Below are 19,918 nucleotides of genomic sequence, written 5' to 3' on the forward strand. Positions count from 1 at the left end.
AATATCAATCTCACAAGTCTCTTATAAACCTACCGACACTTAAAACTAAATACAGATATTAATATAAAATCAAACGGCATACACTCCTAAATATTTTTTACAGCGTAATTTATAACTTATTATAATTGTTTTAAATCAATGATATGAGATAAGTTATCTGTCTAATTAGATCCCAATCACTAGTGATGCTGGCTTTAAAGTGCCATGGTATAAATCCGTTGAGAAGCTGGGTTGGTACTGGTTAAGTCGAGTAAGAGGAAAAGTACAATATGCAGACCTAGGAGCGGAAAACTGGAAACCTATCAGCAACTTACATGATATGTCATCTAGTCACTCAAAGACTTTAGGCTATAAGAGGCTGACTAAAAGCAATCCAATCTCATGCCAAATTCTATTGTATAAATCTCGCTCTAAAGGCCGAAAAAATCAGCGCTCGACACGGACTCAACGACTCAACAGCTTAACGTTGGCTTGCCACGCATTACTTGACTGTAAAACTCTCACTCTTACCGAACTTGGCCGTAACCTGCCAACCAAAGCGAGAACAAAACATAACATCAAACGAATCGACCGATTGTTAGGTAATCGTCACCTCCACAAAGAGCGACTCGCTGTATACCGTTGGCATGCTAGCTTTATCTGTTCGGGCAATACGATGCCCATTGTACTTGTTGACTGGTCTGATATTCGTGAGCAAAAACGACTTATGGTATTGCGAGCTTCAGTCGCACTACACGGTCGTTCTGTTACTCTTTATGAGAAAGCGTTCCCGCTTTCAGAGCAATGTTCAAAGAAAGCTCATGACCAATTTCTAGCCGACCTTGCGAGCATTCTACCGAGTAACACCACACCGCTCATTGTCATTGTCTGCTCTGTTCTGTTTATTTAGCAAAAACCTCTGTTTTTAAATACAGAAAGACAACTATAGTAGCGTTAACACTTAGCATGGTTATTTTTTACTGACCGGTAAAATTATATGTATGGTCTACATTTTAACTATACATAACTCTACATTCGAACTGTACATAAAAACAACATGCCTCTTTCCTATAATTTAATTATTGTTATACTTTTTAAGCATAAAAAATAGTTGTATGTGAGGTCATTTTGGATATTAAAGTATTACGTTATTTTTTAGCTCTTGCTAGAGAGGAAAGTATCACTGCGGCTGCTGAGTATTTACATCTGACTCAGCCAACATTATCTCGTCAACTGGCTGAATTAGAGCAAGAATTGGGTAAAACCTTATTTATTCGAGGCAGTCGTAAAATTACCTTAACCGATGAAGGTATGCGTTTACGCAAACGTGCTGAAGAAATTTTAGAATTAGTGCAAAAAACTGAATTAGAGTTTCAAACTTCAGCTGAGGAAATCAGTGGCGATATCTATATTGGCTGTGGTGAAACCCATGCCATGGGATTAATTGCTGAGGTTGTTAAGGCATTACAACATGACTATCCGCAAATTCATGTGCATATTTATAGTGGTGATGCTGATGAAGTAACAGAACGTATCGATAAAGGCTTACTCGATTTTGGATTATTAATTGGTGTGGAAAATATTAGCAAATATGAGTCGTTACTATTGCCCGAAAAAGATACTTGGGGAGTATTAATGCGTAAAGATAGTCCACTTGCGCATCAAGATGTGATTAGACCTAGCGATTTATGGAACTTGCCACTTATTATCTCTAAACAGAAAGAAGTCGATATCCGAATTACGCGCTGGTTAAAACGTGATTTAGATAAACTCAATGTGATTGGCTCATATAACCTACTTTACAATGCCTCACTTATGGTCGAAAAAAACATGGGTTATGCATTAAGTATTGATAAGCTGATTAACACGACTGGTAATAGTCATCTTTGTTTTAAACCTTTAGAGCCACAATTAACGGTTGATATTCACATAGTTTGGAAACGTTATCAAATTTTTTCAAAAGCTGCTGAAATCGGTTTACAGCGAATGAAACAGGCTTTTTCTCAATAAATCCCTCTGAATATAGAAGTGAGCAAAATGATTCTCCTATTTTGCTGAGCTTATTCTTATAACTTCTTTTTATTTATATTAATGACATTAAATACAGCTTATACCCATGCTTTTAAAGCATAAATAACCATAAAATATAAGTAATTTACATATCTTTAGCTGCTATTTAGACTATGACCCATTCAACAACCATTCAATTCATTCGTCTTTAATAGAATAATGGGATTAACCATGTCAGATAACACATTAAATTCCCCAAGTATGGCGTATTGGGGAGCAATATTCTCGCTATTTATCGGGGTAACAAGTTTGATTACCGCGGAATTTATTCCCGTTAGCTTATTAACACCTATCGCACAAGATTTCAATATTACTGAAGGTCAAGCAGGCCAAAGCGTCACAATGGTGGGGATTTTTGCAGTAGTCACCAGTCTGGTTCTCGCACCCATGACCCAAAATATTAATCGTCGGGTAGTATTACTCACTTTTTCTATTTTATTAGTATTATCCAATTTGTTCATTGCTGTTGCGCCTAATTATTTCATTATGCTGATTGGTCGAGCGCTATTAGGGATTTGTGTTGGCGGATTTTGGTCAATGGCATCTGCTGTAGTATTACAATTAGCGCCGAGTAAAGATATTCCTCGGGCATTAAGTATTGTCTATGCCGGAGTGTCGGTTGCAACGATTATTTCACTGCCTCTTGCCAGTTATTTAGGTCATTTAGTCGGTTGGCGTAATGTGTTTTTTATTGCTGCGGCGTTAAGTTTTATCGCGCTAGTTTGGCAACGGCTTACCCTACCATCTTTACCGCCGCGTGAAAGCACTAATTTTAAAAATATGTTTGCCCTATTTAAGCAAAATTGGTGTTTTCTTGGCATTATCGGTACAATTTTTAGTTATGGAGGTTATCACCTCTTTTTTACTTATCTGCGACCGTTTTTAGAGCACAATTTAGCACTACAAGCCGGTCCGTTAACCCTTATTTTATTGGTGTTTGGTATCGCCAATTGCATCGGAACTTTTGTTGCGGGTTTACTACTTGGCCGATTTTTTAGACCTGTGATGATCGCCATTCATTTAGTCTTAGCCGCTATAGCCATGCTCTTATTTATTAAATATAGGTTTTTAAGTTCTGATAATGTGGCTATGGATACTACATTAGTGATTGCTTGGGGATTTGTGTTTGGATTTATCCCTGTTGGTTGGTCAACGTGGATCACTCGAACGCTTGCTGATAAAGCTGAACTGGTTGGTGGATTATCGGTTGCCGCGATTCAATTTTCCATTGGTTTAGCGGCTGGTGTTGGTGGAATGACCTTTGACCAATTAGGGTTTAGTGGCATTTTTATCACGGCCACGATTATTTGTATTATGGGTGCCATCATTACCGCCTTGTGTTTTAGTTTATATAAAAAAGCAACAGGCAACCTTGCTTAATCAATCTCATATAGATAAAAAGGATCACAAATAAAATTCAAGTTTACGGCTTTAGTGTTTATGCTAACTTTTGTACAAACAACACTTGCAAACACAGCAGAAGTGGCTATGCAACATTTTCCAAATCCATCAACAGTGAGTCAGGCATTACAACCTTTAGTCTCTGGCGACACCCCCTTTTGGAATGATCATCCTAAAATTAATGCCGAATGGCATCAATGGGTCGATACGATTGCTGCCCAAACATTAAAAACACTCCCTACGTTAAAAGAACGAATGCAAGTCAGTGTTACAGCTACGCAGCTTGGTTACGTACTGATAAGCTCCTGAATACCTGTACTTGGTTTCAGCAAAGCATAAAAACAATCAAAATTATATTCTTTCTCCGCTCAACAAAACCACCAGCACTGTTATTGAACATCATCATTCATAGTTTTATCTATTGCATAAGCTAACTATGATGCCTGACCCAGATTATTCAGAATAACCAAAGCCTGCTGCACATCATCATCAGATACAAAAATATGATCATGATAATAACCGGCTATAACGTTACAACTGATATTCTGTTGTGCCAGTGCATGCGCAAAAGCAGCTGTCAGCCCGACAGCAGCCAGCGAAGAATGCACCATTAATGTAATCCAGCCAGCAATATATTCATAATTCAGCTGATACTCATCAGCAACTGCCTGCGGTAAAACCAGCGTAGTACCTTCGTTTTCCTGCATAATCGCCACAGCAGCGGTCAGCAATGCTGGTGCAGGCTGCTGTACAGTACAAAATACATATTTGCCCGGATTATGCTGCGGTGAAGCAGATTACAGCAAAATTTGCAGATTACTTTCTCCAGAGATATTAGCGTCCATATCAAAGTATCCTCAGAAACAATCAAACCGGTCATTTAATGACTAAACTGGTCAAAAGAGTTTATCCTTGCATTAATTCTATTTGCATGACAGCACCGAATACCTTTGATTATCAGTAATCATATCTGTCTGGTAAATTCACTTACTCAGGCCGTAATGAACAATTCTGTCACCGAAGCTGAAAGCAACTAAACATCAGGCTATATTTACTCCAGCCATCAAAAAAATATTAATACACACCATCTGCTTTAAAATTCCATTAGCATAAAGAAAAAAAGATAAAAAAATGCGCACACGATTAAGTGTGCGCCAAGTCTACAAAGGAGAAATAGAGGAGAAACTGTTAAACCAACTAGGAGCTGATTTAACGAAGCGAATTATGCCTCAACTACGCATGCATAGCAAGTCATATTTTGTATTAATTCGACAAAATATAGTTATTTTAATTAAAAATACCGCAAAATTCATTAACTGCACATATCTTTTCCCGCAAACAGCATAAAAAAACACTTTATCTAACCATAACTTAGCCCAAACCAAATCGTCATCAGACAATATTACCGCTGACTTCGGTTCATGAACACTAATTATGCCAGTCTTCGCGTATTTTCTGTGCTTTTGCAAAAAAAGCAGTCAACTTTTGTGCATCCCCTTGTTGCAGACAGTCCTGTAAATATGCCAGTTCATATTGTTGCTGCTGGAGTAAGCCAGCCAGTACCTGACGATTAGCCAGACAGATATCTGTCCAAATCTGCGGATTACTGGCTGCAATGCGGGTAAAATCCCGAAACCCGCTGCCGGCAAATTGCAACAATTCATCGGCATTTGCTGCTTCGGCCAACTGGTGCACATATGCATAAGCCAGCATATGCGGTAAATGACTGACAGCGGCAAAAATTGCATCATGTCGTGCCGCATCCAGATGATAAATCTGCGCTTGCACAGCCTGCCACATAGCAACAACTGTGTGTAATGCAGCTTCATCCTGCTGTTCATGAGCGCAAACAATACATTTTTTTCCGGCAAATAAACCAAACTGCGCCGCCAGTGCACCATGCCGGTCTGAACCGGCAATCGGGTGAGCGGCCACACAGCGCGGATAATGATGCGGTAATTCAGCAGCAAAGGCTTTTAATGCCAGCTGCTTGGTACTGCCCACATCAGTAACAATACAATGCTCAGATAAATAAGGAACTAGCTGACGGCAAATTGCCGGTAAAGTATTCACCGGAGTGGCTATCAGCACCATATCGGCTTCTGCCACACTCTCTGCATTAATCTGCGTATAGGTATAATCAACTACCCGCCGTTCCAGTGCTCGGGTCAGATTATCGGCATCGATATCAATACCGGCTACTTCAGCAACCAGTCCGGCACGTTTTAAATCCAGTGCCAGCGAACCGCCAATCAGCCCCACGCCGACCAGCACCAGCCTGCGCATATTCATCTCAGAAAACATCTCATACAAATCATCATTTCAGTTTTCGGCTTATTTGTTTTGATAATCAGACCGATCTGCCCCATGCACTCAGAAACTCCTGCCAGTGTGCTGCCTGTTGCGTACTCAGATAACCTTTAAGACAACGGATTTCCTGCTCATATTCGTCTGCATCCAGAAAACCGCGTAACAGATTAAAGCGCAGATACATTAAATAAGTATTGGCTGCATCGGTTTCGCAATAGTGCCTGATCTGTGCCAGCTCGCCCTGCTGATAAGCTGCCCAGACTTTACTACCGTCCATACCCAGTTTTCCCGGAAAACCGCATAGTTTGGCCATATCATCCAGAGGTACACAGGCACGGGACTGATATAAAGCCAGTAAATCCATTAAGTCACAATGGCGTGCATGATAGCGGCTGATATAGTTATTCCACTTAAAATCTCGGCTGTCGCCAAAATCACCCTCGCCCATATCCCAGTAGCGTGCCGCACTGATGCCATAAATCAAAGCACGATAATGTAAAACTGGTAAATCAAAGCCGCCGCCGTTCCAGCTCACCAGCTGAGGTGTATGAGTTTCAATCAGCTCAAAAAAACGCGCAATTAAAGTTTCTTCGCTGTCTTCCGGTGTTCCGATGCTGCCCACATGAATTTTATCCGTACCCCAGCGCATACAGCAGGAAATAGCCACTACCTGCTGCAAATGCAGCTGCATAAAATCGTTACCGGTTTTGGCTCGTCGCTGCTGCAAGGCAAATTCCACCACATCAGCATCACTGACCTCTGCCGGCAAATGATTCAGAACACGAATGCCGGCTACATCCGGCACAGTTTCTATGTCGAAAGCCAAAATCGGAGTCATAGCAAGAATTCACATTAATTATCGGATAAGTATTGTGGCATGAAGCCACTGGCTGCGCCAGCCGTTTAACTACAAAACAACATTACACTTATAACATGATTGCTTTATACTAACGCGTAGCCGGACAGGCCTGGCATAAAAGCAGATAAAACAGACTATAGATTTCGTTGTTTTCAGCTAGTCTGGCGTTCTGCCGGATTTATCCTGTTTAGCGATAAAATAGCAAAACTTCCCACTTGGATACTTTTATGCCTTTCTCAGTCAGGGCATACATTAACAGACAGAAAAAGAATTTCAATATGAAAAAATCTTATCTATGGCAATGGCTTGCACCCCTACTGGCCATACCGCTAATTGCTTCATGCGACGGTACACCTGTACATAATATTGATTCTGCGGCAAAGTCGGCCTCAGGTAGTACAACTGCATCTGTATCAGCAGCCAATAATGTAACTGACGCGGGTCGTCCTGCTGATGCGGAAATCAGTAAAAAAATAAATGCCAATCTGGCCAGTAAAATGAGCAAAATGCTCAAAGGTTCCGAATTAAATATACAGGGTGTATATACCACACCGTTACAAGGTATTTATGAAGTAGTCATTACCGGCAATCAGATTATTTATACTGATGAAAATGCTGCCTATGTTATGATTGGTAATCTGATTGATCTGGAACACCGGAAAAATCTTACCGAACAGCGAGTCAGCGATATGTCCAAAATAGACTTTAAAGAATTGCCATTAGAAAAAGCAATTAAAGAGGTCCGCGGTAATGGTCAGCGAGTAATGGCTGTATTCTCCGATCCTGACTGCCCGTTCTGTAAAAAACTCGAAGAAGAAATTGCCCAGATAGACAATATCACTGTCTATACTTTCCTGATGCCGGTGCCTGATTTACATCCAAATGCACAGAAAAAAGCTGTACAGATATGGTGTCAGAAAGAGCGTACAACCGCATGGACTCAGTGGATGCGCAAGGGTAAAGAACCTGCTGCTGTGGCTAATTGTGATAATCCGGTAGCTGACGTCATAAAACTGGGCAATAAATATGGTTTTGATGGCACACCTACCTTGGTTTTCCCGAATGGCAAAACCATTTCCGGGCTAATGCTTAAAAATGAGTTAGAGCAGGAACTGAATAAAAATCAGAAATAGCATTATTCATAGAAAAAAGCAGCCACACCGGCTGCTTTTTAATTTTCTGTTACGATACACAATACTGATTATTACATTAGAACCATGATGCTGGCCGATATTGATTATTAGTTTTTTACCACATCAGCCTGCCTATTCTGCTACAGGTACACAGCCATGCTTGCCGATACAGATATTAAAAATTATGATTGATAATTTACAGAGTTAAACTCAATCGCCATGTATAACATTCAACGTGTATATACCTATCAGCATCAGCAGCCGGCAGTATTAATAGACCGCCTGTGGCCACGCGGTATCAGCAAAATCAGACTAAGCGGAGTTGAGTGGATTAAAGCTGTTGCCCCGTCCGACCAGCTCAGAAAATGGCTGCACCAGAATCCTGAAAATCATTATCAGGAATTTTGCCGGCTGTATCAGCAGGAACTCAGCCTGCCACAACAACAGGAAGCATTGCGTACACTGAAGCAACTGCATGAGCAGCATCAGCAACTATGGCTGCTTACGGCGGCCAAAGATATTGCCCACAGCCATGTACCGGTATTACTGGCACAGTTACAGGCATAGCTCAAAATTAACTGATGTATTCTTTTAGTCTCTATCAATAAAAATGCCCTGAAAAACATATCAGGGCATTGCTATAACCATTATTCTATTATACAGATACACAAACTGTGTCAGGCGGCATCCGCACTGGCTTCTGAGCGTAACAAACCAATCAGTCGAACAATTCGATCTTTTAATTCACGCCGGTCAACAATCTGATCGATTGCCCCTTTATCCAGTAAAAACTCCGAACGCTGGAAGCCTTCCGGTAAAGTTTCACGTACAGTTTGTTCAATCACCCGCGGACCGGCAAATCCAACCAGAGCATTCGGCTCAGCCAGAACAACATCACCGATAAACGCAAAGCTGGCAGACACACCGCCCATAGTCGGATTGGTTAATACTGATATAAAAGGCAGTGATTTATCAGCAAGCAAATGTAATGAAGCACAGGTTTTAGCCATTTGCATTAATGAATTGAGACCTTCCTGCATGCGTGCACCACCGGAAGCGGCCACACAGATAAAGGTACAGTTATGTTTTACCGCCTCACGTACGCCGCGAACAAAACGCTCACCGACAACAGAACCCATTGAACCGCCGATAAAGTTGAATTCAAAAGCGGCCACAACCACAGGTACACCATTCATGGTTCCGCGTACCACCAGCAGCGCATCATCTTCCTGCGTCAGCTTACGGGCAGCACTTAAGCGGTCAGTATATTTCTTGCTGTCACGGAATTTGAGAATGTCTACTGGTTTAATGTCTTTACCAATTTCATACTGTTTGGTTTCATCCAGCATCATACTGATACGTTCCCGTGCTGACACCGGATTATGATATCCGCACTTCGGGCACACTTCCATATTCTTTTTCAAATCCGTGGCATATAAAGTTGCCGCACAGGACGGACATTTCTGCCACAATCCCTCAGGGATACCTGCGGATTTAACCGCTGCATCTTTTTTAATCTTAGGCGGCAGGATTTTATCTAACCAACTCATTCTTTTATTCCCGGTTATTGCCGGCAGCCGGAACAGGCCGCCATACAGAATTAGGATGTTACACAGATTACTCCAGAGCCTGTCTGAGCTCAGCGACAACAGGAGCCAGAGCTTCGGCCTCATGGCCAGTATGCTCGGCTATTGTCTGCACAAAGCGGCTGCCAACGATTACGGCATCCGCTACTGCTCCGATACGGCGGGCACTGTCGGCATCGCGAATACCAAAACCCACACCGATAGGCACCTGTATAAACTGGCGTAAATGATCAATTTTACGCGAAACTTCGGCCGTATCCAACTGTGATGAACCGGTCACTCCCTTAAGTGATACATAGTAAACAAATCCACTGGCCTTACTGCCAATCAGTTTAATCCGCTCATCTGTGGTAGTAGGGGCAATCAGAAAAATGCAGTCCAGCCCGTATTTCCTGAGCTGCTCATGCAAATCATCAATTGTTTCAGCCGGACAGTCTACTGTCAGCACACCATCCGCACCAGCCTGCGCAGCAGCACTGGCAAAACGTTCATAACCCATATGATAAACCGGATTCAGATAACCCATGAGCACCACTGGTGTTGTCTGATTTTCCTGCCGGAACTGACTAACCACCTGAAATATATCATTCAGAGACACATTCTGGCGTAAAGCACGCTCGGCAGCTGACTGAATCACTGGTCCGTCGGCCATCGGATCCGAGAAAGGCACACCCAGTTCAATAATATCTGTACCATTGGCTACCAGCGTTTTCATCAGCTGTACTGTTGTAGCCAGATTTGGATCACCACAAGTGATATACGATACCAGAGCAGTCCGTCCATGCAACTGCTCAAACGTATGTTGAATTCTACTCATTATGTTCTCAACTCATTTCCGAACACTTTAGCAGTGTATTGATTCAGCCAGCCATCATCCTGCCGCTCCCTGCGGACAGCCAGATTTAATCTGCCTGCAACACTGCCAGTGCTGATTATCATAGCCTGCATCATACCATGCGGTACAGCACATCCCTTAATTTTTCATTGACTGCACCGGTGCCGGTACCCGTCCGCCACGATTAATAAATACCTCACAGGAACCGGATTTCACCGGCATAACCGGAGCTCGACCGAGTAAACCGCCGAACTCTACGTAATCACCGACATCCTTACCGGTAACCGGAATCACCCGCACTGCTGTAGTTTTACTATTAATCAGGCCGATAGCAGCTTCATCAGCAATAATTCCCGCCAATGTACTGGCCGGAGTGTCGCCCGGTACCGCAATCATATCCAGCCCGACCGAACACACCGCCGTCATAGCTTCCAGTTTATCCAGCGTCAGCACACCGGCTTCTACCGCTGCTATCATACCTTCATCTTCAGATACCGGAATAAACGCACCGCTTAGTCCGCCTACTGCGCTGGAAGCCATCATACCGCCCTTTTTCACTGCATCATTCAGTAATGCCAGCGCCGCAGTCGTGCCGTGCGTTCCGCAGACACTCAGCCCCATCGCTTCCAGAATCCGGGCAACACTGTCCCCCACTGCCGGAGTAGGTGCCAGAGACAAATCCAGAATACCGAACGGAATACCCAGCATTTTACTGGCTTCATGGCCGATCAGTTCACCCACGCGAGTAATCTTGAATGCGGTTTTTTTCACCAGCTCGGCAACTTCTGTAAGGGACAGCCCTTGTGTATTCTGCAACGCAGCACATACCACGCCCGGTCCGGATACACCGACATTAATGACGCAGTCTGCTTCTCCCGCACCATGAAAGGCACCGGCCATAAACGGATTATCTTCTACCGCATTACAAAAAACTACCAGCTTGGCACAGCCAAAACCTTCCGGCGTGATTGCCGCAGTCTGGCGGATGGTTTCCCCCATCAGCCGTACAGCATCCATATTAATGCCGGCACGGGTAGAACCGATATTTACCGAGCTGCATACGACATCTGTGCAGGCCATAGCTTCAGGAATTGATCGGATTAATATCTCATCAGCAGCACTCATTCCTTTGTGCACTAATGCAGAAAAGCCGCCGATAAACGAAATACCAATGGCTTTTGCCGCTTTGTCCAGTGTCTGTGCTATCGATACATAAGAATCAGCACCGGTAGCAGCCCCAATCTGAGCAATAGGTGTGACAGCAACGCGCTGATTCACAATTGGTACACCATATTTAGCCGATAGCTCAGTTGCCGTCTGTACCAGATTTTTACCGACACGGGTAATCTTGGCATAAATTTTTTCATTCAGGCGCTTGATATCTGTATCAATACAATCATGCAAATCAATGCCAATAGTTATCGTACGCACATCGAAATGCTGGTCGGATACCATTCGTACAGTTTCCAGAATTTCATTATTCTGAATAGAAAAAGACATAAATAACTCCTAAATCCGGTGCATGGCATTAAACAATGCTTCATCCTGCACACGGATGTGCAATCCTCGTTTTTCGCCTTCACTATCCAGAAATTTACTGAACTCTAAGCGCGGTAAAGTACATTTTTCCGCATCCAGCAGAATAATCATAGTGAAATAATCATCCATTAATTGCTGACTGATATTCACAATACTAACCTGATGCTCTGCCAGCAGCGTGGCTACCTCAGCAACTATACCAATACGGTCTTTACCAATCACTGTCATCACAGCATGATTAGACATAAATAATCCTATTCACAATAATAATTATTACCAACCACAGAAACTAATCCGTCGCCAGCCGGCAGCCAGATCAGTTCAGCAGCACAGATTTAAGATATACGTTCACATTTAAAGAATAGTGCACACAGCAAAATCAGCGTTGCCACTCCTCCGCCCAGCAACGAAACCCCGTTCCAGCCATAGTGTGCATAAGCCATAGCAGAAGCAAGTGAACCGAGTACACCACCGATAAAATACATACTCATATAACCGGAAGTAATCCGGCCTTTGAGCGCCGGATCAGAACGATAAATCAGCGACTGGTTACTGATATGTAATGCCTGAATCGCAAAATCCAGCAAAATTACCCCGCCGATCAATGCCCATAAATGCACCCCTCCGGCATACAATAGTGACCAGCTAAGCAAAAACAGTAAGGCACAAACTATTGTCATCGCATAAGTGTGGCCTTTATCCGCAGCCCAGCCCCCTACATTGGAACCAAATATCCCCAGCGCACCAAATAAACCAAATAAACCAATTGTACTCAAACTGAAATGATAAGGCGCATGGCTAAGCAATAACGTCAATGGTGTCCACAACACTGAAAACAAACAGAAATCCAGCGCCCCGAGTACACCACGCTGCCGCAATAACGGTGTACGCCATAATAACGACCAAACCGATACCAGCGTTTTCCAGTAACCCAGAGTACTGTGTTCACGCTGGACATGAGGCAGTTTGCATTGCAAAATCAGTGCCATTAACAGCAGCATTGCCGCACCGAGCATATATACCGTACGCCAGCCCCACCAATGGGCAACCATACCGGAAAAAGTACGTGACAACAGAATACCCAGTAACAGCCCGCTCATCAGCGTACCGATTACCCGCCCGCGCTGTTCGGGTTCTGACAGACTGGCGGCCAGCGGCATCAGCACCTGAGCCACTGTACAAAAGGCGCCGACCATCACCAGACCGGCAATAAACAGCCATAAATCAGGAGCAAATGCTATCAGCAGCGCACTGATACCTACTACAACATACAGCGATACAATCAGCTTTTTGTTATCGAGCAAATCACCCAGCGGTACCAGAAAAATCAGCCCCAGCGCATAAGCAAGCTGCGTCAGCGTAATCAGCATGCCGCTACTGGCAACATTCATACCAAAATAGCGTGCAGTTACTTCTATCAGCGGAAAGACAAAATAATTACTGGCTACGGCCAGACCGATGGCCAGAGCCATCATAAAAATCTGACCGGAAGACAGTTTAATACTCTTATTCATACATACAATAAATATTTACTACAGACTAATTCCGTCCAGCCGGGCAACCGTATTAATATCTTTGTCCCCTCGGCCGGACAGATTCACCAGAATGACTTCATCCGAACTCATTTTCGGTGCATTGGCTACTGCCCATGCCAGCGCATGGCTGGATTCAAGTGCAGGAATAATACCTTCCTTATGACACAGCAAATGAAATGCTTCCATCGCAGCTTCATCACCCATGGCTTCGTACTCAACCCGGCCAATATCATGCAGCAGACCATGCTCCGGACCCACACCGGGATAATCCAGACCGGCGGAAACAGAATGAGTATTCATCACCTGTCCGTTTTCGTCCTGCATCAGATAACCCCGGAATCCGTGCAATACCCCCATCGGGCTGTGCGAGCTGATAGGCGCGGCATGCTGAGAACCGGATAAGCCCAGACCACCTGCCTCAACCCCTACCAGACGAGTTTCAGTCACATTAATATAAGGATAAAACAGACCAATAGCATTCGAACCGCCGCCGACACAGGCTACTGCTACATCAGGCTGACGACCGATAGCTTCCTGCATCTGCTGTATTGCTTCATTTCCGATAACACACTGAAAATCTCGCACCATTTCCGGATAAGGCATCGGACCGGCTGAGGTACCAATAATATAATAGGTATCATCCACCCGTGCCACCCACTCACGCAATGCTTCATTCATGGCATCTTTCAGCGTACATGAGCCGGAATCCACCCCAACCACCTGAGCACCAAGCAGCTTCATCCGGTACACATTCGGTGCCTGACGGCGAATATCCTCAGTACCCATAAACACCGTACATTCCAGACCAAAACGCGCGGCTACCGTAGCAGAGGCCACACCATGCTGACCAGCACCGGTTTCAGCGATAACGCGCTTTTTACCCATTCGCTGTGCAAGCAAAGCCTGACCAATCGTATTGTTAATTTTATGTGCACCGGTATGATTTAAATCTTCCCGTTTCAGATAAATCTGTGCTCCGCCCAGATAGTCAGACAAGCGCCGTGCATAGTAAACCGGACTGGGGCGGCCTACATAATATTTTAAATCCTCATGATACTGTGCCCAGAATGCCGGATCAGCTTTCGCTGCATAATAAACCTGTTTTAATTCAGTCAAAGCTGCAATCAGTGTTTCCGATACAAACAGCCCGCCGTGCTCACCAAAAAAGCCCTGTTCGTCAGGATAGTGATAATTTTCCATATTTTTTTCCATTGAGCGACAATTTACCCGCAAAGTAAAACTTTCCGGCCATATTATCACCTTTTAAATCCATTATCCCGTTATCCATACTTAATCTGGAATAAATAAACTAGTTCTGCTTCTGTGCCAATAAAAAATGCAGATTATTAATTTCATAAATAAGAGCTGCTTAAAATAACAACATGAATTATGATTACATACTTATTGTTATACCTGTCATCATTTAAAAATCTAATCTTAATAAACCAATATCGGCTGTCTGATAATCTAGCACCAACATCAAAACATTACTTCCAATAAAAATCTGGGAAAATAGAATCACGATGCAAAATTTGCTTTTATACTTCTGTTTTAAACCGAAAAAAACAAATCATTCATACTGATTAGTATTATTTTTATCGGGTCTATTATGATGATCTGTCAATAGAACGTAAAATAGCCAGTTTCAGCACCAAAATATCCACAAGCTCAATCATTTCATCCATATTTGTTTGAGTACAAAAATAATATTCAAACAGGATGATTTCACTCTCCGGCTTTTCATCTTCAAAACCAGAACCGCACTTTCCTTATAAATATATTTTTATTGCTCAGTAATAAACTGAATAAAAATCAGACTTGCGGATATTGCTTTTAGTTCCTATGCAATAATAAATACCGCATAAAAATTCTTATTTTTTATTATAAAATCAGATTATTACTTATTCAGAAAACTGATTAACTGCCGCCATCAGAGCCCGCATTTTTTGCTCATCTTTAATTCCGGGCGATGCTTCCACACCACTGGATACATCAATAGCCATAGCTTTGCTTTGTCTGATTGCCGAAGTAATATTTTCCGGCTTCAGACCACCAGAAAGTATCCATGGAATATCTAGCCTGTCTGGCAGCATCTGCCAGTCAAAAGTCTGACCTGTACCGCCATACTGCCCGGCAACAGCTGCATCAAACAGTAAAGCACGGGCATCTGTATATGTAGCTGCCGCAGCTTCAATATCAGCTGTTTCACCTACTCTTATTGCCTTAATATACGGACGCTGAAACTGACGGCAGAATTCAGCATTTTCATCCCCGTGAAATTGCAGAACATCCAGAGGCACATACCTCAGCACTTCCTGTACTTCAGTTGTAGCAGCATTAACAAACAACCCGACTACTGTTACAAACGGAGGAATACACTGAGTAATTGCCTGCGCCTGCTCAATAGAGACACAGCGTTTACTGCCAGAAAAAAATATCAGTCCGATTGCATCTGCCCCAAGCCGGGCAGCGAGCATTGCATCTTCAGCGCGGGTCATCCCGCAAATCTTGCTTCGAATTTTCATCCTCTGCCCCTTTAGAAACTTGGCCGCAATATTGGCATTAATCCAGATATGGCCACAACCATACGGGTAAAGCAGCTGTTTCCACACCCCATTGCTGTGGATAATCAATACCGGTCAGATATAATCCGTCCGGCATAAATGTTGGCGGTGCCAGCCGCCGGCTTCTGGCTGCCAGCAATTGAGCAAAGCCGGCCACACTCAATTTACCTGCACCCACATACACCAAAGCACCAACAATATTACGTACCATATTGTGTAAAAACGCACTGCCATAAAAATCGATCGCCATTAATTCCGGGCAGCCGACAAGGTTTAGTTTATATAAAGTTTTTACCGGTGATTTAGCCTGACAGTCACTGGAACGGAAACTGGAAAAATCATGTTCTCCCACCAGCATTGCCGCAGCTTCACGCATTAGCGCCATATTTAACGGATAGTGAGTCCAGCCGACACGGCTACGCAGTTGCGGCATACGTACTCGGCTGGATTCAAGCATATAACGATAACGCCGCCCGAATGCGTCAAAACGGGCATGAAATTCAGCGGCTACCGGTTGTACTTTGATAATACGAATATTTTTATCCATCGCTGTATTCGTACCACGCAACCATGCTTCGGCACTTCGCAGCGCACACGTATCAAAATGTACCACCTGCCCCGTTGCATGAACACCGGCATCGGTACGTCCTGCTACCACAACATTGATTTGTTCAGCAGCAATGGAACTCAAAGCATCTTCCAGAACCGACTGAACAGTATACAAACCATCCGGCTGCTTTTGCCAGCCATGAAAGGCACGCCCATCATAAGCCAGAGTTAATGCCCAGCGCTGCACAGGCAAACTACCTTCATGGGTAATTACCTGATTCTCTTCTCTGTTAGCAACCATGCCTGTTTCTAATCCAAATAAATCACATCAACCACATACAATATTATCGCATAGCCGTTAACTGCTTTCATATTTGAAACCTATGTAATTGCTCATTGCAAAGCAGCAATAAAAAATTGCCTGGTAATAAATCGCTTACATTATTAATAGTCCAGTCAAATCAGAATATATATTAGTTCAGAATGATTTTATCTGGCTGCAATGCCCGTTTCTGCGCGTCATTACGCACCACTACCCTATTTCTTAACAATTATATTCAGCTTGTTTCATAAGCTGATACACCTTAAAAGAAAATTTATAACCTGCAATAAAATCAATTAATAACTGAAATTTATATGCGTGATATATATTAAAAAATACGGCAAATTTACAGCAAATAAAATAGCCGAATTCCATAAACAGAATTCGGCTATTTAGTGTTTCAGATACAGAAATTAATGCAGCTGACAATTCAACCAAAGCAAGGAGAATTAGCCACCTAATTGCTGTAACAGATTTTGTGCCTCTGCCAGTATCGCGCCATTAGCTTCATCAACCAATTCACGCAACGTCTGACGAGCAGTAACTGCATCATCCATTTCCAGATACATTTTTGCCAGTTCCAGCTTGGCTTGTAATGGAATAGCCTGCTGTTCAGGAGTCAGAGGTTTATCAACCTGCTCAGGTTCAGCTGATTGTTCCAGCCAGTCCTGCCCACCATCACCGGTAGCAAATGAAGAGGTCGGCCCTGTTGGTGCAGCAGTTGCATTAACAGCTGGTGCCGGTTCAGATTTATCGTCTTCAAGCGCAAAGTCCATGGACGGAATATCAATTTCTTCCGTGCCGGCCTCAGGAGCAACAACAGGTTGATTGTCGGAATCATCGCTTATTCCTAATGAATCCCAATCAATATCTGTGGAAATAGCATCATCTTCTGCTGCAAATGCATGCTGATCATGCGGAGCCAAAGTCTGCTCAATAGAAGAATGCACTTCTTCAGGGGCAGAAGTATCCTGTTTAGATTCATCATCAAATTTAAAGTCTTCATCCCACTGCAAATCAGCCAGAGAATTTAATGAATCATCTTCTGATGCTGCCGGTTTAGACTGCTGTTCGGGCTGTACGGCATCTAAATCAGAGCTGAAGGATATATCTGACGGTTGTAAATCATCACTGTCTGATGATGCGTTATCCTGTAACACAAAATCCTGATGTGCTTCAGCCTGAGATTCATCCGGATGTTGCTCTTCTGCAACTACCCATTCAAAATCCGTATTGTCTGCCACCTCTTCCTGAGGTTCTGTAACAGCCGGTTCATGCGAGGTCAGAACTTCTGGCTGTTCAGTTTCATCAATCTGATCCAGCCATGATAAATCGTCATTACTATCCAGTTCAGCAGATGACGGTGCAGCCGTATCTGCGCTAGTTGCAGGTGTATCATCAGTGAAATTGAAATTCAGCCAGTCAGTATCGTCTTCTTCCTGCTTGGCTTCTGTTACTTTTTTATCAGGCACCTGTGATACAGGCTCTGAATGTACTTCCTTAGCAGGAGCAGATTTATTATCTGCCTGAGCCGGTTGATCCGATGCAGCGGCATCATTCAGCCACGACCAGTCGTCGTCATCTGCAGCAGCATTGGCTGTAGTCGTTACTGCTGTAGCAGCCGCAGCTGTTTTAGCTGTAGTAGCTGGTACAGATGTAGACGTAGACTGAGTGACTTCAGAAGGTTCAGTCTCAAATACCACATCATCATCTTCATCATCAGAGTAATCTTCATCATACTCAGTACTGTATTCTATACTGTTGCGTTTTCTGCTTCGTTGCCAGAGTAAGGCAGCAATTAACAGAACACCGGCCAAACCGGCCAGAGCATATGGCCACCATGAAGGCAGCATGGATTCTTCCGCCGGTTCTTCTTCTGCAGGCTGAACAGGTTGTGTATTAACCTTAGGCTGTACTGGTACTGCCTTCACCACAGATGCCGCACTTGCAGCCGGAGCTGAAGCCTGAGCAACTTCTGAAGCCTGAATAGTGGCTGAAGCCTGAGCAGGAACTGAAGAAGCTACTGATGTTTCTGCTTTAACAGTATTTTCTTTAGTCTGAGCTTCCGACGCGGCGGTATTTCCGGTATTAGCGGCTACTTTGGGATTGTCTTTTTCTTTTGTTACCGCCGGTGTTGTATTTTGTGTCACTTCCGGTTTTACAGCTGTTTTAAGTGGTACTTTGGATAACTTTTTCAGCTGTGAAGTAGAAGGAATATCCAGACTAATATTGCGATACATCAAATCAGGATTACCGTTACGAAAAGCATTCGGGTTGGCAACCTGTATAGCATGCATAGTCTGCTCTAAACTCAGTCCCTGCGGCCGTACCTTACGCGCAACATCCATCAAGGTTTCATTATTATCGACATTATATTTCACTACCGCATTTTCGGAAGCAAGACCATTTTGCAGTGCGACAGTAGCCCGTGCTGCTGATTTTTCTCTTGCAGAACGCACTGGTGCAGAATGTACAGGCTTATGATGTTTGCCGGTTGCTTTATTTTTTCCTGCTGAATGATGGCGTTCAGGTGGATCCAGCAACGCAGTATACTGCCGCCCCTGACTGCCGGTAACAAGACTGAAAGTCAGCATCGGATCATGCACAGGTTTACTGGAGCGCAAATGAATTACGGCATTCTGTCCTTGTGCTGATACACGCACCTGTAACGGAGCTCCGGAAACAGCAGGTCGCCCGTGTAATGCTGCTTTGGCTTCATCACCAGTTACCACAATACTACCTGAGAACGGCTCTCCCAGCGCCGAATTAACCTGTAAGCTACCCAGACCTGCCCATGCAGGTGCACTGGCCAACATACATAAAGACAGTGCGATGATCTTTAAATTATTTGCGTTTTTCAATCCCGTACCCTCACCGGTAATGCACCAATGCCGTCAGGCGTGTGCCTATTCATTATGAAAATTTCTACAAGTATACTTAAATAAATGCAATTGGCGTTTAACTTTCACTAAACCTGTTTTTATATTATCTCACGCTATAATAGCTTTTGCGACACTTTAATGCCAACTTACCTGTACCTGATTTGCTTTCTAACTGTATTTATCTGTGGACATTTTCATACTAACCACACTCAGGAAGGTCTGAAACCAATATACAACAATAGTTAAATTTTGTTTAATACCTTGCTTTAACACGTGCCAAGTGTAAAAACTCAGGGTATCATGGCATCTATCTGTCACCTTTAATTTAACCCGTAACCGGAAAATAAAGATATC

At 43.5% G+C, this 19,918-nt stretch carries 18 protein-coding genes and 3 pseudogenes; 7 read left to right on the top strand and 14 right to left on the bottom strand.

Going from position 1 to position 19,918, the window contains the following annotated elements; all coding sequences use genetic code 11:
• Positions 1-175: 175 nt before the first annotated feature.
• The 5 genes and pseudogenes from H3V01_RS11075 to H3V01_RS07415 all read left to right on the top strand — a co-directional run.
• Positions 176-445, top strand: a pseudogene (locus H3V01_RS11075) (transposase); the annotation flags it as partial.
• Positions 446-862 (top strand): annotated as a pseudogene (locus tag H3V01_RS07400) (IS4 family transposase); the annotation flags it as partial. It abuts the pseudogene before it with no gap.
• A gap of 245 nt (positions 863-1,107) precedes the next feature.
• On the top strand, positions 1,108-1,989 hold the full coding sequence (locus H3V01_RS07405) for a LysR family transcriptional regulator (protein WP_025331360.1): 882 nt from the start codon (positions 1,108-1,110) through the stop codon (positions 1,987-1,989).
• A 231-nt stretch (positions 1,990-2,220) separates the two neighbouring features.
• Positions 2,221-3,429, top strand: a complete 1,209-nt coding sequence (locus H3V01_RS07410; RefSeq protein ID WP_198186380.1) for an MFS transporter — start codon at positions 2,221-2,223, stop codon at positions 3,427-3,429.
• Between the two features lie 60 nt (positions 3,430-3,489).
• A complete protein-coding gene (locus tag H3V01_RS07415; RefSeq protein WP_025331362.1) occupies positions 3,490-3,759 on the top strand; it encodes a hypothetical protein in 270 nt (89 codons plus the stop codon).
• Positions 3,760-3,884: 125 nt separating this feature from the next.
• Here the strand turns inward: H3V01_RS07415 and H3V01_RS07420 are convergent, their stop codons facing one another.
• The 4 genes and pseudogenes from H3V01_RS07420 to H3V01_RS07430 all read right to left on the bottom strand — a co-directional run bounded on the left by H3V01_RS07420 (position 3,885) and on the right by H3V01_RS07430 (position 6,598).
• Complete coding sequence (locus H3V01_RS07420; RefSeq protein WP_255516630.1) at positions 3,885-4,097, bottom strand: ACT domain-containing protein; 213 nt, start codon at positions 4,095-4,097, stop codon at positions 3,885-3,887.
• Positions 4,089-4,229: pseudogene (locus H3V01_RS11160) on the bottom strand (ACT domain-containing protein); the annotation flags it as partial. The gene H3V01_RS07420 and the pseudogene H3V01_RS11160, both read right to left, overlap by 9 nt.
• Positions 4,230-4,878: 649 nt before the next feature.
• Positions 4,879-5,742: a prephenate dehydrogenase gene (locus tag H3V01_RS07425; protein ID WP_037393395.1), complete on the bottom strand. Its 864-nt coding sequence runs from the start codon at positions 5,740-5,742 to the stop codon at positions 4,879-4,881.
• Between the two features lie 58 nt (positions 5,743-5,800).
• Positions 5,801-6,598, bottom strand: coding sequence for a 3'-5' exonuclease (locus H3V01_RS07430; protein WP_084548356.1), 798 nt, complete (start codon positions 6,596-6,598; stop codon positions 5,801-5,803).
• 299 nt (positions 6,599-6,897) lie between these two features.
• On the opposite strand from H3V01_RS07430, the gene H3V01_RS07435 reads away from it, so the two are divergent.
• Positions 6,898-7,752, top strand: a complete 855-nt coding sequence (locus H3V01_RS07435) for a DsbC family protein (protein ID WP_037393391.1) — start codon at positions 6,898-6,900, stop codon at positions 7,750-7,752.
• A 219-nt stretch (positions 7,753-7,971) separates the two neighbouring features.
• Complete coding sequence (locus tag H3V01_RS07440; protein WP_037393389.1) at positions 7,972-8,319, top strand: DUF488 domain-containing protein; 348 nt, start codon at positions 7,972-7,974, stop codon at positions 8,317-8,319.
• A 110-nt stretch (positions 8,320-8,429) separates the two neighbouring features.
• Here the strand turns inward: H3V01_RS07440 and accD are convergent, their stop codons facing one another.
• The 10 genes from accD to H3V01_RS07485 all read right to left on the bottom strand — a co-directional run bounded on the left by accD (position 8,430) and on the right by H3V01_RS07485 (position 19,498).
• The gene (gene accD / locus H3V01_RS07445; protein WP_025331368.1) at positions 8,430-9,302 is read right to left on the bottom strand and encodes an acetyl-CoA carboxylase, carboxyltransferase subunit beta; all 873 of its coding nucleotides are present in this window, start codon (positions 9,300-9,302) and stop codon (positions 8,430-8,432) included.
• Between the two features lie 67 nt (positions 9,303-9,369).
• Complete coding sequence (trpA, locus tag H3V01_RS07450; protein ID WP_198186381.1) at positions 9,370-10,155, bottom strand: tryptophan synthase subunit alpha; 786 nt, start codon at positions 10,153-10,155, stop codon at positions 9,370-9,372.
• Positions 10,155-10,277: a hypothetical protein gene (locus H3V01_RS11165; protein WP_255516605.1), complete on the bottom strand. Its 123-nt coding sequence runs from the start codon at positions 10,275-10,277 to the stop codon at positions 10,155-10,157. Before H3V01_RS11165 ends, trpA begins: the two co-directional genes overlap by 1 nt.
• 34 nt (positions 10,278-10,311) lie before the next feature.
• On the bottom strand, positions 10,312-11,673 hold the full coding sequence (locus tag H3V01_RS07455) for a PFL family protein (RefSeq protein ID WP_078475379.1): 1,362 nt from the start codon (positions 11,671-11,673) through the stop codon (positions 10,312-10,314).
• Positions 11,674-11,682: 9 nt separating this feature from the next.
• The gene (locus H3V01_RS07460; protein WP_025331370.1) at positions 11,683-11,958 is read right to left on the bottom strand and encodes an ACT domain-containing protein; all 276 of its coding nucleotides are present in this window, start codon (positions 11,956-11,958) and stop codon (positions 11,683-11,685) included.
• Between the two features lie 89 nt (positions 11,959-12,047).
• On the bottom strand, positions 12,048-13,226 hold the full coding sequence (locus H3V01_RS07465; RefSeq protein WP_084548352.1) for an MFS transporter: 1,179 nt from the start codon (positions 13,224-13,226) through the stop codon (positions 12,048-12,050).
• An 18-nt stretch (positions 13,227-13,244) separates the two neighbouring features.
• Positions 13,245-14,447 carry a tryptophan synthase subunit beta gene (gene trpB, locus H3V01_RS07470; RefSeq protein ID WP_174830623.1) on the bottom strand — a complete coding sequence of 401 codons (1,203 nt, stop codon included), beginning with the start codon at positions 14,445-14,447 and terminating at the stop codon, positions 13,245-13,247.
• 701 nt (positions 14,448-15,148) lie between these two features.
• The gene (locus H3V01_RS07475; protein WP_198186382.1) at positions 15,149-15,772 is read right to left on the bottom strand and encodes a phosphoribosylanthranilate isomerase; all 624 of its coding nucleotides are present in this window, start codon (positions 15,770-15,772) and stop codon (positions 15,149-15,151) included.
• Positions 15,773-15,809: 37 nt separating this feature from the next.
• Complete coding sequence (gene truA, locus H3V01_RS07480) at positions 15,810-16,661, bottom strand: tRNA pseudouridine(38-40) synthase TruA (RefSeq protein ID WP_198186383.1); 852 nt, start codon at positions 16,659-16,661, stop codon at positions 15,810-15,812.
• 470 nt (positions 16,662-17,131) lie between these two features.
• Positions 17,132-19,498: a FimV/HubP family polar landmark protein gene (locus H3V01_RS07485; protein WP_198186384.1), complete on the bottom strand. Its 2,367-nt coding sequence runs from the start codon at positions 19,496-19,498 to the stop codon at positions 17,132-17,134.
• Between the last annotated feature and the right edge of the window lie 420 nt (positions 19,499-19,918).

The organism is Snodgrassella sp. M0351 (assembly GCF_016100575.1).
Lineage (GTDB): Bacteria > Pseudomonadota > Gammaproteobacteria > Burkholderiales > Neisseriaceae > Snodgrassella > Snodgrassella alvi.

Excerpts from the sequence above, each read along its gene's own strand:
- H3V01_RS07430 (WP_084548356.1), bottom strand. The coding sequence starts at position 6,598 with ATGACTCCGATTTTGGCTTTCGACATAGAAACTGTGCCGGATGTAGCC.
- H3V01_RS07475 (WP_198186382.1), bottom strand. The coding sequence starts at position 15,772 with ATGAAAATTCGAAGCAAGATTTGCGGGATGACCCGCGCTGAAGATGCA.
- H3V01_RS07485 (WP_198186384.1), bottom strand. The coding sequence starts at position 19,498 with ATGTTGGCCAGTGCACCTGCATGGGCAGGTCTGGGTAGCTTACAGGTT.
- trpA (WP_198186381.1), bottom strand. The coding sequence starts at position 10,155 with ATGAGTAGAATTCAACATACGTTTGAGCAGTTGCATGGACGGACTGCT.
- H3V01_RS07465 (WP_084548352.1), bottom strand. The coding sequence starts at position 13,226 with ATGAATAAGAGTATTAAACTGTCTTCCGGTCAGATTTTTATGATGGCT.
- accD (WP_025331368.1), bottom strand. The coding sequence starts at position 9,302 with ATGAGTTGGTTAGATAAAATCCTGCCGCCTAAGATTAAAAAAGATGCA.
- trpB (WP_174830623.1), bottom strand. The coding sequence starts at position 14,447 with ATGGAAAATTATCACTATCCTGACGAACAGGGCTTTTTTGGTGAGCAC.
- H3V01_RS11165 (WP_255516605.1), bottom strand. The coding sequence starts at position 10,277 with ATGATAATCAGCACTGGCAGTGTTGCAGGCAGATTAAATCTGGCTGTC.
- H3V01_RS07435 (WP_037393391.1), top strand. The coding sequence starts at position 6,898 with ATGAAAAAATCTTATCTATGGCAATGGCTTGCACCCCTACTGGCCATA.
- H3V01_RS07415 (WP_025331362.1), top strand. The coding sequence starts at position 3,490 with ATGCTAACTTTTGTACAAACAACACTTGCAAACACAGCAGAAGTGGCT.
- H3V01_RS07460 (WP_025331370.1), bottom strand. The coding sequence starts at position 11,958 with ATGTCTAATCATGCTGTGATGACAGTGATTGGTAAAGACCGTATTGGT.
- H3V01_RS07455 (WP_078475379.1), bottom strand. The coding sequence starts at position 11,673 with ATGTCTTTTTCTATTCAGAATAATGAAATTCTGGAAACTGTACGAATG.
- truA (WP_198186383.1), bottom strand. The coding sequence starts at position 16,661 with ATGGTTGCTAACAGAGAAGAGAATCAGGTAATTACCCATGAAGGTAGT.
- H3V01_RS07440 (WP_037393389.1), top strand. The coding sequence starts at position 7,972 with ATGTATAACATTCAACGTGTATATACCTATCAGCATCAGCAGCCGGCA.
- H3V01_RS07425 (WP_037393395.1), bottom strand. The coding sequence starts at position 5,742 with ATGAATATGCGCAGGCTGGTGCTGGTCGGCGTGGGGCTGATTGGCGGT.
- H3V01_RS07410 (WP_198186380.1), top strand. The coding sequence starts at position 2,221 with ATGTCAGATAACACATTAAATTCCCCAAGTATGGCGTATTGGGGAGCA.